13 protein-coding genes and 2 riboswitches are annotated in these 15,151 nt (G+C 74.1%); of the genes, 6 read left to right on the top strand and 7 right to left on the bottom strand.

The genetic code is table 11. The features are described 5' to 3' along the window. Positions 1-12 precede the first annotated feature (12 nt). Both bluB and cobN read right to left on the bottom strand, forming a co-directional pair. On the bottom strand, positions 13-1,788 hold the full coding sequence (gene bluB, locus B9B60_RS01530) for a 5,6-dimethylbenzimidazole synthase (protein ID WP_234993689.1): 1,776 nt from the start codon (positions 1,786-1,788) through the stop codon (positions 13-15). Then, positions 1,781-5,479, bottom strand: coding sequence for a cobaltochelatase subunit CobN (gene cobN, locus B9B60_RS01525; RefSeq protein WP_084449534.1), 3,699 nt, complete (start codon positions 5,477-5,479; stop codon positions 1,781-1,783). The genes bluB and cobN overlap by 8 nt, the downstream gene beginning before the upstream one ends. A 59-nt stretch (positions 5,480-5,538) precedes the next feature. Next, positions 5,539-5,668, bottom strand: a riboswitch (cobalamin riboswitch). Positions 5,669-5,711: 43 nt separating this feature from the next. Between cobN and B9B60_RS01520 the strand changes: the two genes are divergently transcribed. From B9B60_RS01520 to B9B60_RS01510, 3 genes are read left to right on the top strand one after another with little or no spacing between them, the layout of a single operon-like run. After that, positions 5,712-6,866 (top strand): hypothetical protein, encoded by a 1,155-nt coding sequence (locus B9B60_RS01520; RefSeq protein ID WP_084449533.1) that lies wholly within the window; start codon positions 5,712-5,714, stop codon positions 6,864-6,866. Then, entirely contained in the window at positions 6,866-7,534 is a 669-nt protein-coding gene (locus B9B60_RS01515) for a precorrin-8X methylmutase (protein WP_084449532.1), read from the top strand. The genes B9B60_RS01520 and B9B60_RS01515 overlap by 1 nt, the downstream gene beginning before the upstream one ends. After that, a complete protein-coding gene (locus B9B60_RS01510) occupies positions 7,531-9,108 on the top strand; it encodes a precorrin-2 C(20)-methyltransferase (RefSeq protein ID WP_084449531.1) in 1,578 nt (525 codons plus the stop codon). The genes B9B60_RS01515 and B9B60_RS01510 overlap by 4 nt, the downstream gene beginning before the upstream one ends. A 79-nt stretch (positions 9,109-9,187) precedes the next feature. Here B9B60_RS01510 and B9B60_RS01505 read toward each other — a convergent pair whose 3' ends face one another. Beyond that, positions 9,188-9,745 (bottom strand): acyl-CoA thioesterase, encoded by a 558-nt coding sequence (locus B9B60_RS01505; protein ID WP_084449530.1) that lies wholly within the window; start codon positions 9,743-9,745, stop codon positions 9,188-9,190. Between the two features lie 76 nt (positions 9,746-9,821). On the opposite strand from B9B60_RS01505, the gene B9B60_RS01500 reads away from it, so the two are divergent. Genes B9B60_RS01500 through B9B60_RS01490 form a run of 3 tightly spaced genes read left to right on the top strand, consistent with a single transcriptional unit; the run spans position 9,822 to position 12,339 of the window. Next, entirely contained in the window at positions 9,822-11,120 is a 1,299-nt protein-coding gene (locus B9B60_RS01500; RefSeq protein ID WP_084449529.1) for a class I SAM-dependent methyltransferase, read from the top strand. A 32-nt stretch (positions 11,121-11,152) separates the two neighbouring features. After that, positions 11,153-11,770, top strand: coding sequence for a dihydrofolate reductase family protein (locus B9B60_RS01495; protein WP_068325100.1), 618 nt, complete (start codon positions 11,153-11,155; stop codon positions 11,768-11,770). Positions 11,771-11,790: 20 nt separating this feature from the next. After that, on the top strand, positions 11,791-12,339 hold the full coding sequence (locus B9B60_RS01490; RefSeq protein WP_084449528.1) for a DinB family protein: 549 nt from the start codon (positions 11,791-11,793) through the stop codon (positions 12,337-12,339). A gap of 18 nt (positions 12,340-12,357) precedes the next feature. Here B9B60_RS01490 and B9B60_RS01485 read toward each other — a convergent pair whose 3' ends face one another. From B9B60_RS01485 to B9B60_RS01470, 4 genes are read right to left on the bottom strand one after another with little or no spacing between them, the layout of a single operon-like run. Continuing rightward, a complete protein-coding gene (locus B9B60_RS01485) occupies positions 12,358-13,248 on the bottom strand; it encodes an energy-coupling factor ABC transporter ATP-binding protein (RefSeq protein WP_084449527.1) in 891 nt (296 codons plus the stop codon). Further along, positions 13,245-13,997 carry a cobalt ECF transporter T component CbiQ gene (gene cbiQ, locus B9B60_RS01480; RefSeq protein WP_084449526.1) on the bottom strand — a complete coding sequence of 251 codons (753 nt, stop codon included), beginning with the start codon at positions 13,995-13,997 and terminating at the stop codon, positions 13,245-13,247. The genes B9B60_RS01485 and cbiQ overlap by 4 nt, the downstream gene beginning before the upstream one ends. Beyond that, positions 13,994-14,326 (bottom strand): energy-coupling factor ABC transporter substrate-binding protein, encoded by a 333-nt coding sequence (locus B9B60_RS01475; RefSeq protein ID WP_084449525.1) that lies wholly within the window; start codon positions 14,324-14,326, stop codon positions 13,994-13,996. Before B9B60_RS01475 ends, cbiQ begins: the two co-directional genes overlap by 4 nt. Next, positions 14,319-15,002, bottom strand: a complete 684-nt coding sequence (locus tag B9B60_RS01470) for an energy-coupling factor ABC transporter permease (protein WP_068325105.1) — start codon at positions 15,000-15,002, stop codon at positions 14,319-14,321. Before B9B60_RS01470 ends, B9B60_RS01475 begins: the two co-directional genes overlap by 8 nt. A gap of 56 nt (positions 15,003-15,058) precedes the next feature. Further along, a riboswitch (cobalamin riboswitch) is annotated at positions 15,059-15,125 on the bottom strand. Positions 15,126-15,151 lie beyond the last annotated feature (26 nt).

Here is a 15,151-nt window from a genome sequence, read left to right as displayed (position 1 = left end):
GGCAATGCAGGGTCAGCGGGTGCGGGCGGCGACGCGGCGCACGGCGAGGCCCTGCAGCACCATCGAGGCCGCGAGGCAGGCGCCGACGCCCTCGCCGGAGCGCAGCCGCAGGTCGAGCAGCGGCTCGAGGCCCAGCTCGCGCAGCACGAGCGCGTGGGCCCGCTCGCGGCTGACCTGCCCGGCGAGCAGGTAGGCCTGAGCGGCCGGCTCGAGGCGCGCGGCGATGACGCCGGGCAACGACGCGGCGAGACCGTCGAGCACGACGGGTGCACCTGCGGCCGCGGCCCCGAGCGTGACGCCGGTGAGCAGGGCGATCTCGGGTCCACCGACCATCGCGAGGAGGCGAAGGGGGTCCCGCTCACCCTGCGTACGCGCCACCGCAGCGGCCACGACCTCCCGCTTGCGGGCGACCATGTCGGCGTCGGAGCCGGAGCCCAGGCCCACGGCGTCCTGAGGCTCGAGGTCGAGGAGGGCACAGGCGAGGGCCGCGGCGACGGTCGTGTTGCCGACGCCGACCTCGCCCAGGCAGACCAGGCCGGAGGCCGCGGCCTCGGTGCCGATCTCGCGCCCGGCGGCGACGAGGGCGTCGACGTCGGCGAGCGTCATGGCATCCGTGGACGCGAGGTCGCCCCGCTCCCCCGTTGGTCGGACTCCGTGCGCACCCGGGACTGCCTGGGCCACACCGGCGTCCACCCCGACGACGGCGAGTCCGGCTCCCTTCGCCGTGGCGGCACCGAGCGAGGTGCCGGCGACGGTCGCGGTGAGCACGTCGTGGGTCGTCGCGTCAGGGAAGGCGCTGACGCCGAGGCCCGTGACCGGGTGGTCGGCACCGGCGAGCACGAGGGTGCCGCCGGTGACGTCCTGGGCACCGACGGCGAGCACGCGGTTGAGCGCCCGGTCGAGGACGCCGAGCGACTCGGGGGGCGAGAGCAGCTCGTCGGCGGCGTCGGTCGCGCCGACGAGCCGGGCCGGCTCGGGCCCGCGCAGGTGCGAGACCGGCTGCTGGGGCGCGCCCTCGTCGGCCGGCCAGCGCTCCCGCAGGACGACCTGCTCGAGCGGGGTCTTCTTCGACCAGGCGGCGCGCTCGAGACCAGGCGACGGCGGGCGCTCGTCGGGCCAGCCGAGACAGAGCCAGCCGAGCGTGACGACGCCCTCGGGCAGGACGAGCAGGTCGGCGAGCTCGTCGGGGTCGAAGAGCGTCACCCACCCCATGCCCAGGCCGTGGGCGCGGGCGGTGAGCCACATGTTCTCGATCGCGGTCGCGCACGACCAGAGGTCGGCGTCGGGGAAGGTCGCCCGGCCGAGCACGCCCGTCGCCGGGGTGCGCCGGTCGCAGGCGACGACGACGCCGACGGGCGCCTCGCGCAGGCCCTCGAGCTTGAGGTCGAGCATGCGCGCCGCCCGCTCCGAGGCGAGGTGCGCGGCCTGGTCGACCCGCGCCCTGTCGGCCATCGCGGCGGCCCGGTCACGGGTCCGCGGGTCGGTGACGACGATGAAGCGCCAGGGCTGGGAGTGGCCGACGCTCGGCGCCCGGTGCCCCGCCTCGAGAACGGCCGTGATCAGATCCTCCGGCACGGCGTCCGGCCGGTAGCGCCGGATGTCACGACGCCCCGCGACGACCGCGGCGAGGGCCTCGGTGACCGCCGCGCCCATCGCCCACCCGGAGGGGTCCTCGCGGCGCTGCGCCGCGCTGCTCGTGTCACCGATCGTCGGGACCGGGCGGGCGTACCTGAGGCCTTCGAGGCGCCCACGCGGCGCGTGGGACCCACTACGTCGCTCCTCAGGCACCGGAGGCTCCGTCGTCCTCGAGGTCGCCCTCGATGTCGAGGTAGACCTGCTGCATCGCCCGGACGACCTCGGGGTCGGGCTCCTCCCACAGGCCGCGGTCGGCGGCCTCGGTGAGCTTCTCGACGATGCCGCGCAGCGCCCACGGGTTGGCCCGGCGCATGAACTCCTGGTTGGTCTCGTCGAGGACGTAGTCCTGCGCGATCCGGTCGTACATCCAGTCGTGCACGACGCCAGCCGTCGCATCGAAGCCGAAGAGGTAGTCGACGGTCGCCGCGAGCTCGAAGGCGCCCTTGTAGCCGTGGCGCTGCATCGCCGAGATCCAGCGCGGGTTGACCACGCGCGAGCGGAAGACGCGGTTGGTCTCCTCCTGGAGCGTGCGGGTGCGCACCGCGTCGGGCGAGGTCGAGTCGCCGACATAGGCCTTGGGCTCGGTCCCGGTGAGCGCTCGGACGGTCGCGACCATGCCGCCGTGGTACTGGAAGTAGTCGTCGCTGTCGAGGATGTCTGACTCGCGGTTGTCGACATTCTTCGCCGCGACCTGGATGCGGCGGTAGGTCCGCTCCATGTCCTCGGCGGCCGGTGCACCGTCGAGGTCGCGGCCGTAGGCGTAGCCGCCCCACGCGGTGTAGACCTGCGCGAGATCGTCGTCGCTGCGCCAGTTGCCCGACTCGACGACCTGGAGGATGCCCGCTCCGTAGGAGCCGGGCTTGGAGCCGAAGATCCGTGTGCGAGAGCGCCGCTCGTCACCGTGCTCGGCGAGGTCGGCGACCGTGTGGGCACGCACGTGGTTGTCCTCGGGGGCCTCGTCGAGACCGGCGACGAGCGCGACGGCGTCGTCGATGAGGGCGATGACGTGCGGGAAGGCGTCGCGGAAGAAGCCCGAGATGCGGACGGTGACGTCGATGCGCGGACGGCCGAGCTCGGCGAGCGGGATCGGCTCGAGCCCGGTGACGCGGCGGGACTGCTCGTCCCACACCGGGGTCACGCCGAGCAGCGCGAGCACCTCGCCGATGTCGTCGCCGGAGGTGCGCATCGCGCTCGTGCCCCACATCGACAGGCCCACCGAGGTCGGCAGCTCGCCGGTCTCCTCGCGGTAGCGCGCGAGCAGCGAGTCGGCCATCGCCGTACCGGTCTGGTAGGCCAGCCGCGACGGGATCGCCTTGGGGTCGACGGAGTAGAAGTTGCGCCCCGTGGGCAGGACGTTGACGAGGCCGCGAAGGGGGGACCCGCTCGGCCCCGCGGGGACGTAGCCGCCGTCGAGGGCGTGCAGCACCATCGGCAGCTCGCGCTCGGTCGCGGCGAGCCGCGGCACGACCTGGGTCGCGGCGAACTCGAGCACCCGGGTGACCTCGGCGGCCGCCTCCGGCGCGAGATCGGGCTCGTGGTGCGCGACGAGATCGCCTGCGGCAGAAGCGGACCAGTCCGCGGCGGCGAGGGCCTCGACGAGGTGACGGGCCCTCCCTTCGACCGCATCGGTCTCGGTGGTCGAGGCGTCCTCGGCGAGGCCGAGCGCCGCCCGCAGGCCCGGGACGGACCCGACCTGGCCGGAGAAGACCTGCGCGGCACGCAGGACGGCGAGCACGAGGTTGACCAGCTCCTCGCCCTGCGGCGCCTGGCCGAGGACGTGGAGGCCGTCGCGGATCTGGACGTCCTTGATCTCGCAGAGCCAGCCGTCGACGTGCATGACGAGGTCGTCGAAGCCGTCGGCGTCGTCGAGGTCGACGTCGTCGCCCAGCCCGAGGTCGACGTGCATCTGCGCGGCGTGCAGCAGCTGCCAGATCTCGCCACGCAGGGCCGGCGCCTTGGCCGGGTCCATGACCGAGACGTTGCCGTACTCGTCGAGGAGCTGCTCGAGGCGAGAGATGTCGCCGTAGGACTCGGCGCGGGCCATCGGCGGGACGAGGTGGTCGACGATCGTCGCGTGGGCACGGCGCTTGGCCTGGGTGCCCTCACCGGGGTCGTTGACGAGGAAGGGGTAGACGAGCGGCAGGTTGCCCAGGGCCGCGTCGGTGCCGCAGGAGGCGGACATCGCGAGGTTTTTGCCCGAGAGCCACTCGAGGTTGCCGTGCTTGCCGACGTGGACGACGGCGTGGGCGCCGAACTCCTCCTCGATCCAGCGATAGGTCGCGAGGTAGTGGTGCGTCGGCGGCAGGTCGGGGTCGTGGTAGATCGCGATCGGGTTTTCGCCGAAGCCACGGGGCGGTTGGACGAGCAGGGCGACATTGCCGCGGACGAGCGCCGCGGTGACGATCTCCTGGTCTCGAGGCTCCTCCGTCGCACCTCGACCCACGTCCCGGACGAAGACCTCGCCGGGCGCCTCGCCCCAGTGCTCGGTCATCGCCTCCCGCAGGTCGGCGGGGAAGGCGTCGAACCACTCCCGGTAGCGCGCGGCCGGGATGCGCACCTGCGCGCCCTCGACCTGCTCCTGGGTGAGCCACTCCTCGTCCTGCCCACCGGCGGCGATGAGCTCGTGGATGAGGGCATTGCCCGACGTCGTGTCGGCGGCCTCGCCCTCGACCGGAGGGAGGGGGTCCATCCCGACGAAGCCGTCGCCGAGGTCATAGCCTGCCTCGCGCATCGCGCGCAGCAGGCGGATCGTCGAGACCGGGGTGTCGAGGCCGACGGCATTGCCCAGGCGGGAGTGCTTCGTCGGGTAGGCCGAGAGGACGACGGCGATCTTGCGCTCGGCGACGGGCGTCGAGCGCAGGCGCGCGTGGTTGACCGCGATGCCGGCGACGCGGGCGGCGCGCTCGGGGTCGGCGACGTAGTGCGGCAGGCCCTCGTCGTCGAACTCCTTGAAGGAGAAGGCGACCGTGATGAGGCGGCCGTCGAACTCGGGGACGGCGACCTGGGTCGCGACGTCGAGCGGGCTCATGCCATCGTCGGACTCCTCCCAGTCGGCGCGGCCCCAGGTGAGGCACAGGCCCTGGAGGATCGGGATGTCGAGGGCGGCGAGCTTTTCCACGTCCCAGGCCTCGTCGTCCTCGCCGGCGCTGGCGGTGGCGGGCTTGGTGCCGCCGGCCGCGAGGACCGTCGTGACGAGCGCGTCGAGGGTGCCGAGGTGCTCGAGCAGACCGTCGGGGGCGTCGCGCAGCGAGGCGGAGTGGATGACGACGCCCTGGCCGCCGGCCGCGTCGATCGCGTCGGCGAGCGCGTGCGCGTAGTCGGTGTTGCCGGCGGCGTACTGGGCCCGGTAGATGAGGACGCCGACGCGGGGACGACGGGTGTCGCTGCCGGAGGTGTCGAGGGCGGCGGGCTCGTCGCGCTCGAGGACGCCCCACTGGGGCAGCGCCTGCGGCGCCTCGAAGCCCTCGCCGGTGAGCAGGAGGGTGTCGCCGAGGAAGGCGTGCAGCTGCGCGAGGTTGGCCGGTCCCCCTTCGGCCAGGTAGCGGTGGGCCTCCGCGGCGGTGCCGGGCGGGACCGTCGACAGCTCCATGAGCGCGGCGTCGGGCTCCTGGGTGCCGCCGAGGACGACGAGCGGGGCGCTGGCCGAGCGCAGGTCGGCGAAGCCCTCCCACAGCCCCTGCGGGGAGCCGAGGTAGCGCACGACGACGATGTCGGCACCGGCGACGCGCTCGGCGATCTGCTCGTCGGTGAGGCGGGCCGGGTTGCCGACGACGTAGTCGACGCCAGCGCTGCGCGCGCTCAGCAGGTCGGTGTCGGAGGTGGACAGCAGGGCAACGGTGGTCACGTCTGACTCCTTGGCGGGGGTCCGCGCCCCGCGGTCGAAGGGAGGGACCCGCACGGTCTCGTGCGGGCCGGCCGACAGGGCGTGTCTGACTCGCGAAGGGGGTTTCGCTCACAGTGGCGGGACCGTCCCGGACTTGCACCGGGTTCCGCGCTGCTCGGTTGCGGGCAGCCTACCGGGGGCCCGGAGTCGCGCGGCAGCGCTGTGAGTACACCGCCGCGTAGGCTGCCCTGCCGTGAGCACACCGACGCCCTCCCGCAGCGGGGCCGACCGCTGCCCGGGGCTGCTCACCCCCTTCGTCTCGGCGGACGGGGCGATGGTGCGCCTGCGGGTGCCGGGGGGCCGCGTGGACGCCGCCACCCTGCTCGAGATCTCTTCTCTCGCAAGCCGGTTCGGCAACCCCGACATCACGCTCACCTCACGCGGCAGCCTGCAGCTGCGCGGCCTGCCCGACCCGCTCCCTCGCGCGCTCATCACGGCGATCGACGACCTCGGGCTCGTCCCCTCCGGGCCGCACGACAAGGCGCGCAACATCGTCGCCGATCCACATGCCGGACTCGACGACCTCGTGACCGCCCTCGACGAGGGGCTGCTCGCGGACCCCGGGCTGGCGGAGCTGCCGGGGCGCTTCCTGCTCGCCGTCGCCGAGCCCGGCGGTGCTGTCCTCGGGGAGCCCTGGGACGTCGCGATCGTCACCTCCCCGCTGGCTGAGGTGCGAGGAACGAGCCTCGAAGCCACCATCCTCGCCGCTGACCGGGCGATCAGCGTCCCCCGCGACGAGGCCACGCGGGCTGCGCTCGACGTCGCCCGGCGCTTCCTCGCCGCCCGGACCGACACCCGCACGTGGAACCTGCGCGACCTGCCCGACGAGGACCGGGCCGACCTGCTGCCGGGAGCCGCCCCCTTCGACGTGGTGGCGGGCGACCCACCTGAGCCGGGGCCGGCGGGGGACGACCTCGTGGCGCTCGTTCCGCTGGGGCTGCTGACTCCGGCGATGGTGGAGGGGCTTCGAGAGGTCGCCGGGTCTCGAGGCTCGTCGCAGGGCTCCTCCCACCTCGACCAGCGGATCGTCGTCACGCCCTGGCGCTCAATCGTCGTGCCGGGGGCCGCGGGGCGGTCCGAGGAGCTCGCGGCGGCCGGCTTCGCCACGGCCGCCGACTCCCCCTGGACCGTCCTCACCGCCTGCGCCGGAGCCCCCTCGTGCGGGCGGACGACGACCCGCACGCGCGACCTCGCCAGGGAGGCCGCCCCCTTCGTCGACGTCGCCGGACCGGCCGTGCACGTCATCGGCTGCGAGCGCTCGTGCGGCCACCCCGCCCGCGCCCACGCGACCGCCCTCAACCCCACCAACGCAGCGGATGTCGTTGCGGCACAACACGAGAAGGCTTGATGAACCCCCTTCGCCAACCGCCTCGCCGGTACGACTACGTCACCGACGGGCAGGAGATCTACCGCCGCTCCTTCGGGATGATCCGCGACGAGGCCGACCTCAGCGGTCTGCCCGCCGACCTCCACGGTGCTGCCGTGCGGATCATCCACGCCGCTGGTGACGTCGGCATCACGAGCGACATCGCCAGCCACCCCGAGGTCGCCGCTGCCGCCCACGCTGCACTTGTCGCCGGGGCGCCGATCCTCACCGACAGCAACATGCTCGCGCAGGGCGTCACCCGCCGCCGCCTGCCCGCCGACAACGAGGTGGTCTGCACGCTGCGCGAGCCGCAGGTGCCCGACCTCGCCGCCCAGTGGGGCACGACCCGCGCGGCCGCCGCCGTCTCCCTCTGGGGCGAGCGGCTCGAGGGTGCCGTCGTCGCGATCGGCAATGCGCCGACCGCCCTCTTCCACCTGCTCGAGCTGCTCCACGACGGCGCCCCGCGTCCGGCCGCGATCATCGGGATGCCCGTCGGCTTCGTCGGGTCCGCGGAGTCCAAGGTCGCCCTCGCCGAGCACGACCTGCCCGGCGGCCCGGTCCCCTGGCTCGTCGTCCACGGCCGCCGCGGCGGGTCCGCGATGGCCGCTGCCGCGCTCAACGCCCTCGCCCACCGGGACGAGCTGGCATGAGCGGCGGCCGCTTCTACGGCGTCGGCATCGGCCCCGGCGACCCCGAGCTCATCACTCTCAAGGCCGCCCGGCTCATCCGTGACGCCGACGTCATCGCCTACCACGCGGGCACCGGCAAGCAGTCGCTCGCGCGCTCCATCGCCGCCGACCTCATCCCCGAGGGCGCCATCGAGGAAGAGCTGCGCTACCCGGTGACGACCGGCTTCACCGACCACCCTCGCGGCTACTACGGGGCCCTCGCCGACTTCTACGACGAGTGCTGCAACCGGCTCGAGACCCACCTTGCTGCCGGCCGCAGCGTCGTCGTCCTCGCCATCGGCGACCCGCTCTTCTTCGGCTCCTTCATGTACGTCCATGACCGGCTGAGTCCGCGCTACCCCACCGAGGTCGTCCCCGGGATCACCTCGCTGTCCGCCGCCACCGCCGCGGTCGCGACCGGCCTGTGCCGTCACGAGGACACCCTCACCGTCCTGCCCGGCACCTTGCCCGTGCCCGAGCTGGCTCGGCGTCTCGCCGACACCGATGCGGCGATCATCATGAAGCTCGGCCGCACCTTCGCCGGTGTCCGCGAGGCCCTGCGCCAGGCAGGGATGCTCGAGCGTGCCGTCTACGTCGAGCGCGCGTCCTACCCGGGCGAGCTCGTCATGCCGGCTGCCGAGGTCGACGAGGGCCGGGTGCCCTACATGTCGCTCGTCGTCGTCCCCGGTGAGGGGCTGCGTGACGATGCCGCCGGGCGGGCCGCGGACTTCGCGCGGCTGACGGGTGGTACGGAGTCCCCTGATCTCGAGGGTCGGCCGCGGGCGGCCTCCCACCTCGATCAGCGGGAGGTGGGCACGGTGCACGTCGTCGGTCTGGGGCCGGGGTCGGACCACTGGCTCACACCGCAGGCGAGCGAGGTGCTCGCCCGGGTCGACCACGTGGTCGGCTACGCGCCCTACGTCGCGCGGGTGCCGCAGCGCGAGGGCCTGACCCGCCATGCCTCCGGCAACTCGGTCGAGCTCGGCCGCGGGCGCCTGGCGCTCGACCTGGCCCGCGAGGGGGCGGACGTCGCACTCGTCTCGGGCGGTGACGCTGGTGTCTTCGGCATGGCGACGGCGCTCTTCGAGTCGCGCGAGGCGGCCCTGCCCGACGACCCCGGCTACGCCGACGTGCCGGTCGAGGTCGTGCCGGGCGTCACCGCAGCGCACGCGGCGAGCGCCCTCGTCGGCGCCGTCCTCGGCGGCGACCATGCACTGGTCAACCTCAGCGACAACCTCAAGCCGTGGGAGGTCCTCGCGGCACGGCTGACCGCGCTGGCGACGACCGACATCTCGGTCGCCCTCTACAACCCGCGATCCCGCTCGCGGCCGGACACCCTCGGCGCGGCCCGCGACCTGCTCGTCGACGCCGTCGGCCCGGACCGGGTCGTCGTCGTGGCCCGTCACGTGGGCCGCGACGAGGAGTCGTCGTGGGTGACGACGCTCGGCGAGCTCGACGTCGAGGCCGTCGACATGGGCTGCCTCGTCGTCATCGGTGCCTCGAGCACCCGGGTCACCGACGACGGCCGGGTGTGGACGCCGCGGTCGGTGGGCTGACTCCCGTGCACAAGAGGTCCCGCTGAGGGCGATCTGGGGCGGTCAACGCCACGAGATGCACCAGGACGACCTCTTGTGCTCACCCCCAGAAGGGCGGCGGCCCTGCCGGTGCGTCCTCACGGGGCGACGGCAACCGGGTCCCGTCTCCCCACCCCTTCGCCCACTCCGGCACGTGGCTGGGCGGCGGCGTCATCCCGAGCATCGGCCACAGCCGGTCGGTGTCGACGCCCTTGCCGCGCTGGAGGAATCGCATGCGCACCAGGGCCTGCGCGCTCGCCTGGCCGTCGACGACGAAGCGCTGCTCGAAGAAGACGCTGACGCGGTCCCAGCCGGCGATCACGGTGTGCAGCTCGTAGGCCTGCAACGGCTGCAGTGAGCTGCGGAAGGTCATCGTCTCCTGCATGACGACCGGTGCCAAGCGCCGGCGCACCTGCGCCAGGCCCCAGCCGGAGCGGATCGCCAGGTCGATGCGCCCGAGGTCGGCCATCGTGAAGTAGACGCCGTTGTTCATGTGCCACGCGAAGTCGATGTCGTTGGGCAGCACCCGCAGCGGCAGGACGGCGGCCTCACCGGGGGCGACGGGCCCGCGCCGCCTCGCGGTGGCGACGGTCCACAGGATGCGGGGGACGCGGTTCATCGGGGTCCTCGGTGGGTGTCAGGAGCAGGGCCGAGGCAGCCTAACCCGGGCGGGAACCGCTGCTAGCGTGCCAGCCGTGAGCGCCTCCACGATGCCCACCAGCCCTGACTGGGACCTCGTCCGCCGTGCCGAGGGCCCCCGCGCCCCGCTCGCCGACCGGGTCGCCAGCGAGCTCGAACGCGGCCGCCGCGACTACGCGCCGCCCGAGGTCGGCAGCGACGTCGTGAGCGACAAGGTGCGCCGCGTCCAGGAGGACGCCTACAACCGGGCCCGGCTCGAGCGGATCGCCGACGTCGTCCTGCCCGGCGAGGAGCTCGTCGAGGTGGGGTGCGGCGCCGGGTTCGTCGCCGCCCGCGCCCTGGCGGCCGGTGCCGCGTCGTACCGGGCCATGGACCTCGAGGCCAGCTGCGTGCGGCGCACCGGACGGCTGCTCGACGCGCTCGGCCACGAGGACCGGGTCCGCTCGATCGTCGAGAAGGACCTCTACACCCTCGAGCCCGGTGACCTCGACGACGCCTCGCTCGTCATCTGCTCCGAGGTGGTCGAGCACGTCCCCGACCCCGAGCTCGCTCTTGAGACCCTCGGCCGGGCGCTGCCCGAGGACGCCGACCTGCTCTTCACCGTGCCCCTGCTCGGCCGGCTCGAGCAGGTCTGGGGCCACCTGTCGATCTTCACCGCCGAGCGACTCCAGTCGATGCTCGAGCGGGCCGGGCTCGAGGCCCTGCTTGTCGAGCCGCTCGCCGACCGCTGGGTCCTCGTCGTCGCGGGCCACCCGGGCGGGTCGCAGCGGCGCACCGCCCGCGTCGAGCAGCTCCTCGCCGCCGGCAGCCGGCACCCCGAGGTCACCCGCGACGAGGCGTCGCCGGCCACCCCGCCGCAGCCCACGCGGTTCGACAACGTGCCGCTGGGCTCGCTCGACGTCTCCGCCGTGAGCTCCTCGCGGGCCGCCGTCGAGGTCACCCCACCGACCCCTGACGAAGGGAGCGCCGCCGCCACCGTCACCGCGGCGGGCTCGCCGCTCCCGTGGCGCCGAGCCACCGGAGGGCTCGCCCTCTCCCTCGCCGACGTCGACCCGGTGCAGGGCGTGCGCCTCGAGCTCGAGGTCGACTCCCTCGCCGACGTCGCGGCGGTCACCGTCACCTTCCCCGGCGCCGCGTCGGGCCGCTCCGCCACGTGGACCTGGACGCTCTCGCGACGGGACGTGCAGAGCCACCGGCGGCGGACCTTCTCGCTGCGCCCGGGGCGGAGCATCACCCCCTTCGCCGCCCCGCGGAGCGCCGACCTCACCGGGGCGCGGCGCGTCGAGGTGACCCTCACCGTGCGCCCGGGGCGCACCGCCCACCTGGACCTCAGCCGCATCGCCTGGATCCGCTGACGGCTGTCGGTGGCACCTGCCACGCTGGGTCGATGGCGACGATCTACTGCACCGCGACGAGTCTGGACGGCTACATCGCCGACGACGAGGAGAGCCTGTCGTGGCTCTTCGCGACGCCGGCCCACGACAAGGACCCCGGCGGGAGGTACGGCGACGGCGACAGCCTCGACTTCGACCAGTTCCTCCCGACGGTCGGCGCGGTCGTGTGCGGTGCCAACACCTATGCGTGGGTCCACCGCGAGCTGACCCACGACGGGCAGGACTTCGCGTGGCCCTACGAGCAGCCGTCGTGGATCGTCACGCACCGCGACCTCGACCTGCCCGACGGCGTGCGGGCCCACGCGGGTGACGTGCGAGAGGTGCACGCGGCCGCGACGGAGGCGGCCGACGGCAAGGACGTGTGGATCGTCGGGGGCGGTGACCTCGCCGGGCAGTTCGCCGACGCGGGGCTGCTCGACAAGGTGTGGGTCCACCAGACGCCCGTCGTCCTGGGGGCGGGCGCTCCCCTGCTCCCCCGGCGGCTGCGGCTGCGGCGCGAGCGGGTCGAGCGCGACGGCCAGTTCACCGCGATGCTCTTCGAGGTCGTCGGCCCGGAGCCGCGGCGGGCGGGCGAGGTCGACGGTGCCGCCGAGGTCTACGCCGAGGGCTGAGCCGGGGCTACGGTCGAGGGGTGAACCCGCACCCCTTCGAGCACGAGGTCTCCTACGCCGCGCCTCCCCGCGAGCAGCTGCTCGAGTTCGTCGACGAGCACCGGGCGGCGCTCGGCCGGTGCCTCGACGACCTGACCGAGGACGAGGCGCGCCGCGGCCTCGTGCCCTCGCGCACGACCCTGCTCGGCCTGCTCAAGCACGTGACCTTCGTCGAGCGGGTGTGGTTCGACGAAGGGGTCCGCGGCCGCTCGCGCACCGAGATCGGGATCCCCGCGACCCCTGACGAGTCCTTCGAGCTGAGCCCGCACGACACCATCGCCTCGGTCCGGGCCGCGCACCGCCGAGCGTGCGAGGACAGCCGGGCGGCGATCGCCGGGCTCGACCTCGACGACGTGGTGACCGGCAACCGACGGGGGCCGCTCCCCCTTCGCTGGGTCCTGCTGCACGTGCTGCGCGAGCTCGCCCAGCACGCGGGCCACGCCGACATCCTGCGCGAGCAGGTCCTCGCCTCCCGCGAGGGCCGACCCACCACTCAGCAAGAGAAACCGCCGCTTCGCAAGAGTTCGTAACTCCTGCGAAGTGGCGGTTTATCGGGTGACCCGAGAATCTTGGGACACATGGGACGACGCGAGTGCCACCGCCACATCGGCGGGCGTGCGGGGCCAGCCGGCGGCGGCCGGTTCGATCCCCATCTCGCGCAGCACCTGCACCGACCACGGCGGGCGCAGCCGGGCCGCCTCGACGAGCGCACCGTCGGTCAGGGCGTCGGTCACCTCGCCCTGGTGGACGACGTGGTCGACGACGAGCGCCACCTCGTCGGCCCAGCTCCACGCGAGGTCGACGTCGTGGGTCGACAGCACGACGGTCGTGCCGTGCGCCTCGAGCGCCGCGACGGCGGCGAGCATCTCCTCGACCCCGGCCGGGTCGAGCCCCGCCGTCGGCTCGTCGAGCAGCAGCACCCGGGGGTGCATCGCGAGCGCACCGGCCACCGCGACCCGCTTGCGCTGACCGAAGGAGAGCCGGTGCACCGGGCGCTCGGCGAGTGCCTCGAGCGAGAGCACCGCGAGCGCCTCGTCGACCCGGGCGGAGACCTCGGCCGCGGGCAGCCCCAGGTTGGTCGGCCCGTAGCCGATGTCGCTGCGCACGTCGGCGCTGAAGAGCTGGTCGTCCGGGTCCTGCATGACCAGCTGCACCCGCTGCCGGTGGGCGGTGAGACCGCGTCGGGTGTGCCGCAGCACCTCGCCGCCGGAGACGACGGCCCCCTCGGCCGGCTCGTGGGCACCGGACAGCACGCGCAGCAGCGTCGTCTTGCCGGAGCCGTTGGCCCCGAGGATCGCGATGCGCCGGCCGGTGCCGATCGTCAGGCTGACGCAGTCGAGGACGCCCGGTGCGCCCGGGTAGCCCGCGTGCACCCCGCGCAGGGCGAGGACGGTGGCCGCGTCGTCGGGCGGGGTCCAGGAGCCGAGGCGGTGCGTCATGCCAGCCCCGCCCGCAGCGACAGCCCGGCGAGCCCGAGGACGAGTCCCCCGGCCGCCAGGACGAAGGGGGTCGACACGGACCGGGCAGGCACGAGCGGCACGGCGGCGACTCCCCCACGACCGGCCAGTCCGTCCTCGAGCCGGCGGGCCTTGTCCCACGCGGCGACGAGCACCGCGGCGCACAGCTGACCGACCGACCGTCGCGCGGCCTGACCGCTCGCGTAGCCCAACCGCCCGGCCTGCGCGGCACGGATCGCCGACGCGGCGTCGAGCAGGGCGAAGATCATCCGGTAGGTGACGGCGGCGATGTCGACGGCCACCTCCGGCACCCGCGCCCGGCGCAGCCCGGCGAGCAGGTCGACCATCGGGGTGGTCGCCGCCAGCAGGACCATCGCGCTCGTGGCCGCGAGCGCCCGGGCGGCGACGAGCACGGCCCGGGAGGCACTCCCTTCGTCCACGCCGATCGGACCGAGGGACCACAGGTCACCGGGACCGAGGGTCACCGCGATCGTCACCGCTCCGATGCCGACGAAGACCGCCGGCCCGAGCATCGCCCGCAGCCAGACGCCGGCCGGGACCCGGGCGAGGGCCGCGAGGCCGACGGCGCACACCCCGACGAGGCCGGCGACGACCAGCGAGGTCGTCGTCGCGGCGACGAGGAGCAGGCCCAGGCAGAGGAGGGACTTCTCCAGCGTCGAGCGGGTCCGCCACCGGGAGGACCACGCCGCGTCGTCGAGGGTGGGCCTCATGCGCGGGGGTCGACCGTCTCGGTCCGGGTGCGCCGTCCCTTGAGCCGACCGAAGACGTAGCCGAGCGCGAGACCGCCGAGGCCCGCCTGCAGGGCGAAGAGCCCGGACTCGATCTCGCCGCCAGCGGGGGGCATGAGCGGCTCGAACCACGGCTCGTGGCCGGCCTCCTCGAGCTGGGCGGTCGCGGCGGCGTCGGACCCGCCGAAGGCCTCCTCCTCACCCGCTGCGGCCCGGCCACCGAGGTAGAGCGCGACGACGAGGACGAGGACGATGGCGGCGACGACGAGCGCGACGCCGCGCCGACCGAGGGTCTGGGTGGACTCACGCACGAGCGGCCTCCGTGGTCTCGACGGTGTCGGCGGGCACGACCTGGAGGTCCTCCAGCTCGGGCCGCGCCCACGTGATGAGCGCGTTGAGGAGCAGCACGCCGACGAGCCCCTCGACGACGGCGAGCGGCACCTGGGTCACGGCGAAGATCCCGAGGAAGCGACCCCACGCCTCGACGAAACCGCCCTCGGGGTAGGCCAGGGCGAGCTGGGTGGCGGTCGTGACGTAGGTGGCGAGGTTGGCCATCGCGATGCCGACGAAGACCCGCACGACGAAGGGGGCCGCGGCCAGCAGCCGGAAGAGCCCGTAGCCGACCCAGGGCCCGACGACCGCCATGGAGACGACGTTGGCGCCGAGCGTCGTCAGCCCGCCATGGGCGAGCAGCAGCGCCTGGAAGAGCAGCACGATCGTGCCGAGCAGGGCCATGACCGGCGGACGGAAGATGATCGCGCCGACGCCGGTGCCCGTCGGGTGCGAGCTCGAGCCGGTGACCGACGGCAGCTTGATCGCCGACATGACGAAGGTGAAGGCGCCGGCGGCGCCGAGCAGCAGGCGGGCACTCGGGTTGTCCCGCACGATGCGGGCGGCACTGCGGGTGCCGTGGATGACGAAGGGGGCGGCGACAGCAGTCCACGCGGCGGCGTGGACCGGTGGCAGGAAGCCCTCGGCGATGTGCATCAGCGCACTCTCTCTCTGGCCGGATGACGCGTCCGGCCGCTGCAGCCCTCGCCCCGGAGTTCCTGACTCGCGGAAGACCCGCTCACAGTGGCGCGACCGTCCCGGACTCTCACCGGGTTCCTCCAGGTGGAGGCGATGGCTGGGGCCGA

The sequence above is a fragment of the Janibacter indicus genome (assembly GCF_900176385.1).
Classification (GTDB): domain Bacteria; phylum Actinomycetota; class Actinomycetes; order Actinomycetales; family Dermatophilaceae; genus Janibacter; species Janibacter indicus.
Note: the sequence above shows the minus strand (reverse complement) of the source record. Positions and strands in the feature narration are given on the sequence as shown.

Excerpts from the sequence above, each read along its gene's own strand:
- B9B60_RS01485 (WP_084449527.1), bottom strand. The coding sequence starts at position 13,248 with ATGACGCACCGCCTCGGCTCCTGGACCCCGCCCGACGACGCGGCCACC.
- B9B60_RS01470 (WP_068325105.1), bottom strand. The coding sequence starts at position 15,002 with ATGCACATCGCCGAGGGCTTCCTGCCACCGGTCCACGCCGCCGCGTGG.
- B9B60_RS01505 (WP_084449530.1), bottom strand. The coding sequence starts at position 9,745 with ATGAACCGCGTCCCCCGCATCCTGTGGACCGTCGCCACCGCGAGGCGG.
- B9B60_RS01510 (WP_084449531.1), top strand. The coding sequence starts at position 7,531 with ATGAGCGGCGGCCGCTTCTACGGCGTCGGCATCGGCCCCGGCGACCCC.
- B9B60_RS01495 (WP_068325100.1), top strand. The coding sequence starts at position 11,153 with ATGGCGACGATCTACTGCACCGCGACGAGTCTGGACGGCTACATCGCC.
- B9B60_RS01515 (WP_084449532.1), top strand. The coding sequence starts at position 6,866 with ATGAACCCCCTTCGCCAACCGCCTCGCCGGTACGACTACGTCACCGAC.
- cbiQ (WP_084449526.1), bottom strand. The coding sequence starts at position 13,997 with ATGAGGCCCACCCTCGACGACGCGGCGTGGTCCTCCCGGTGGCGGACC.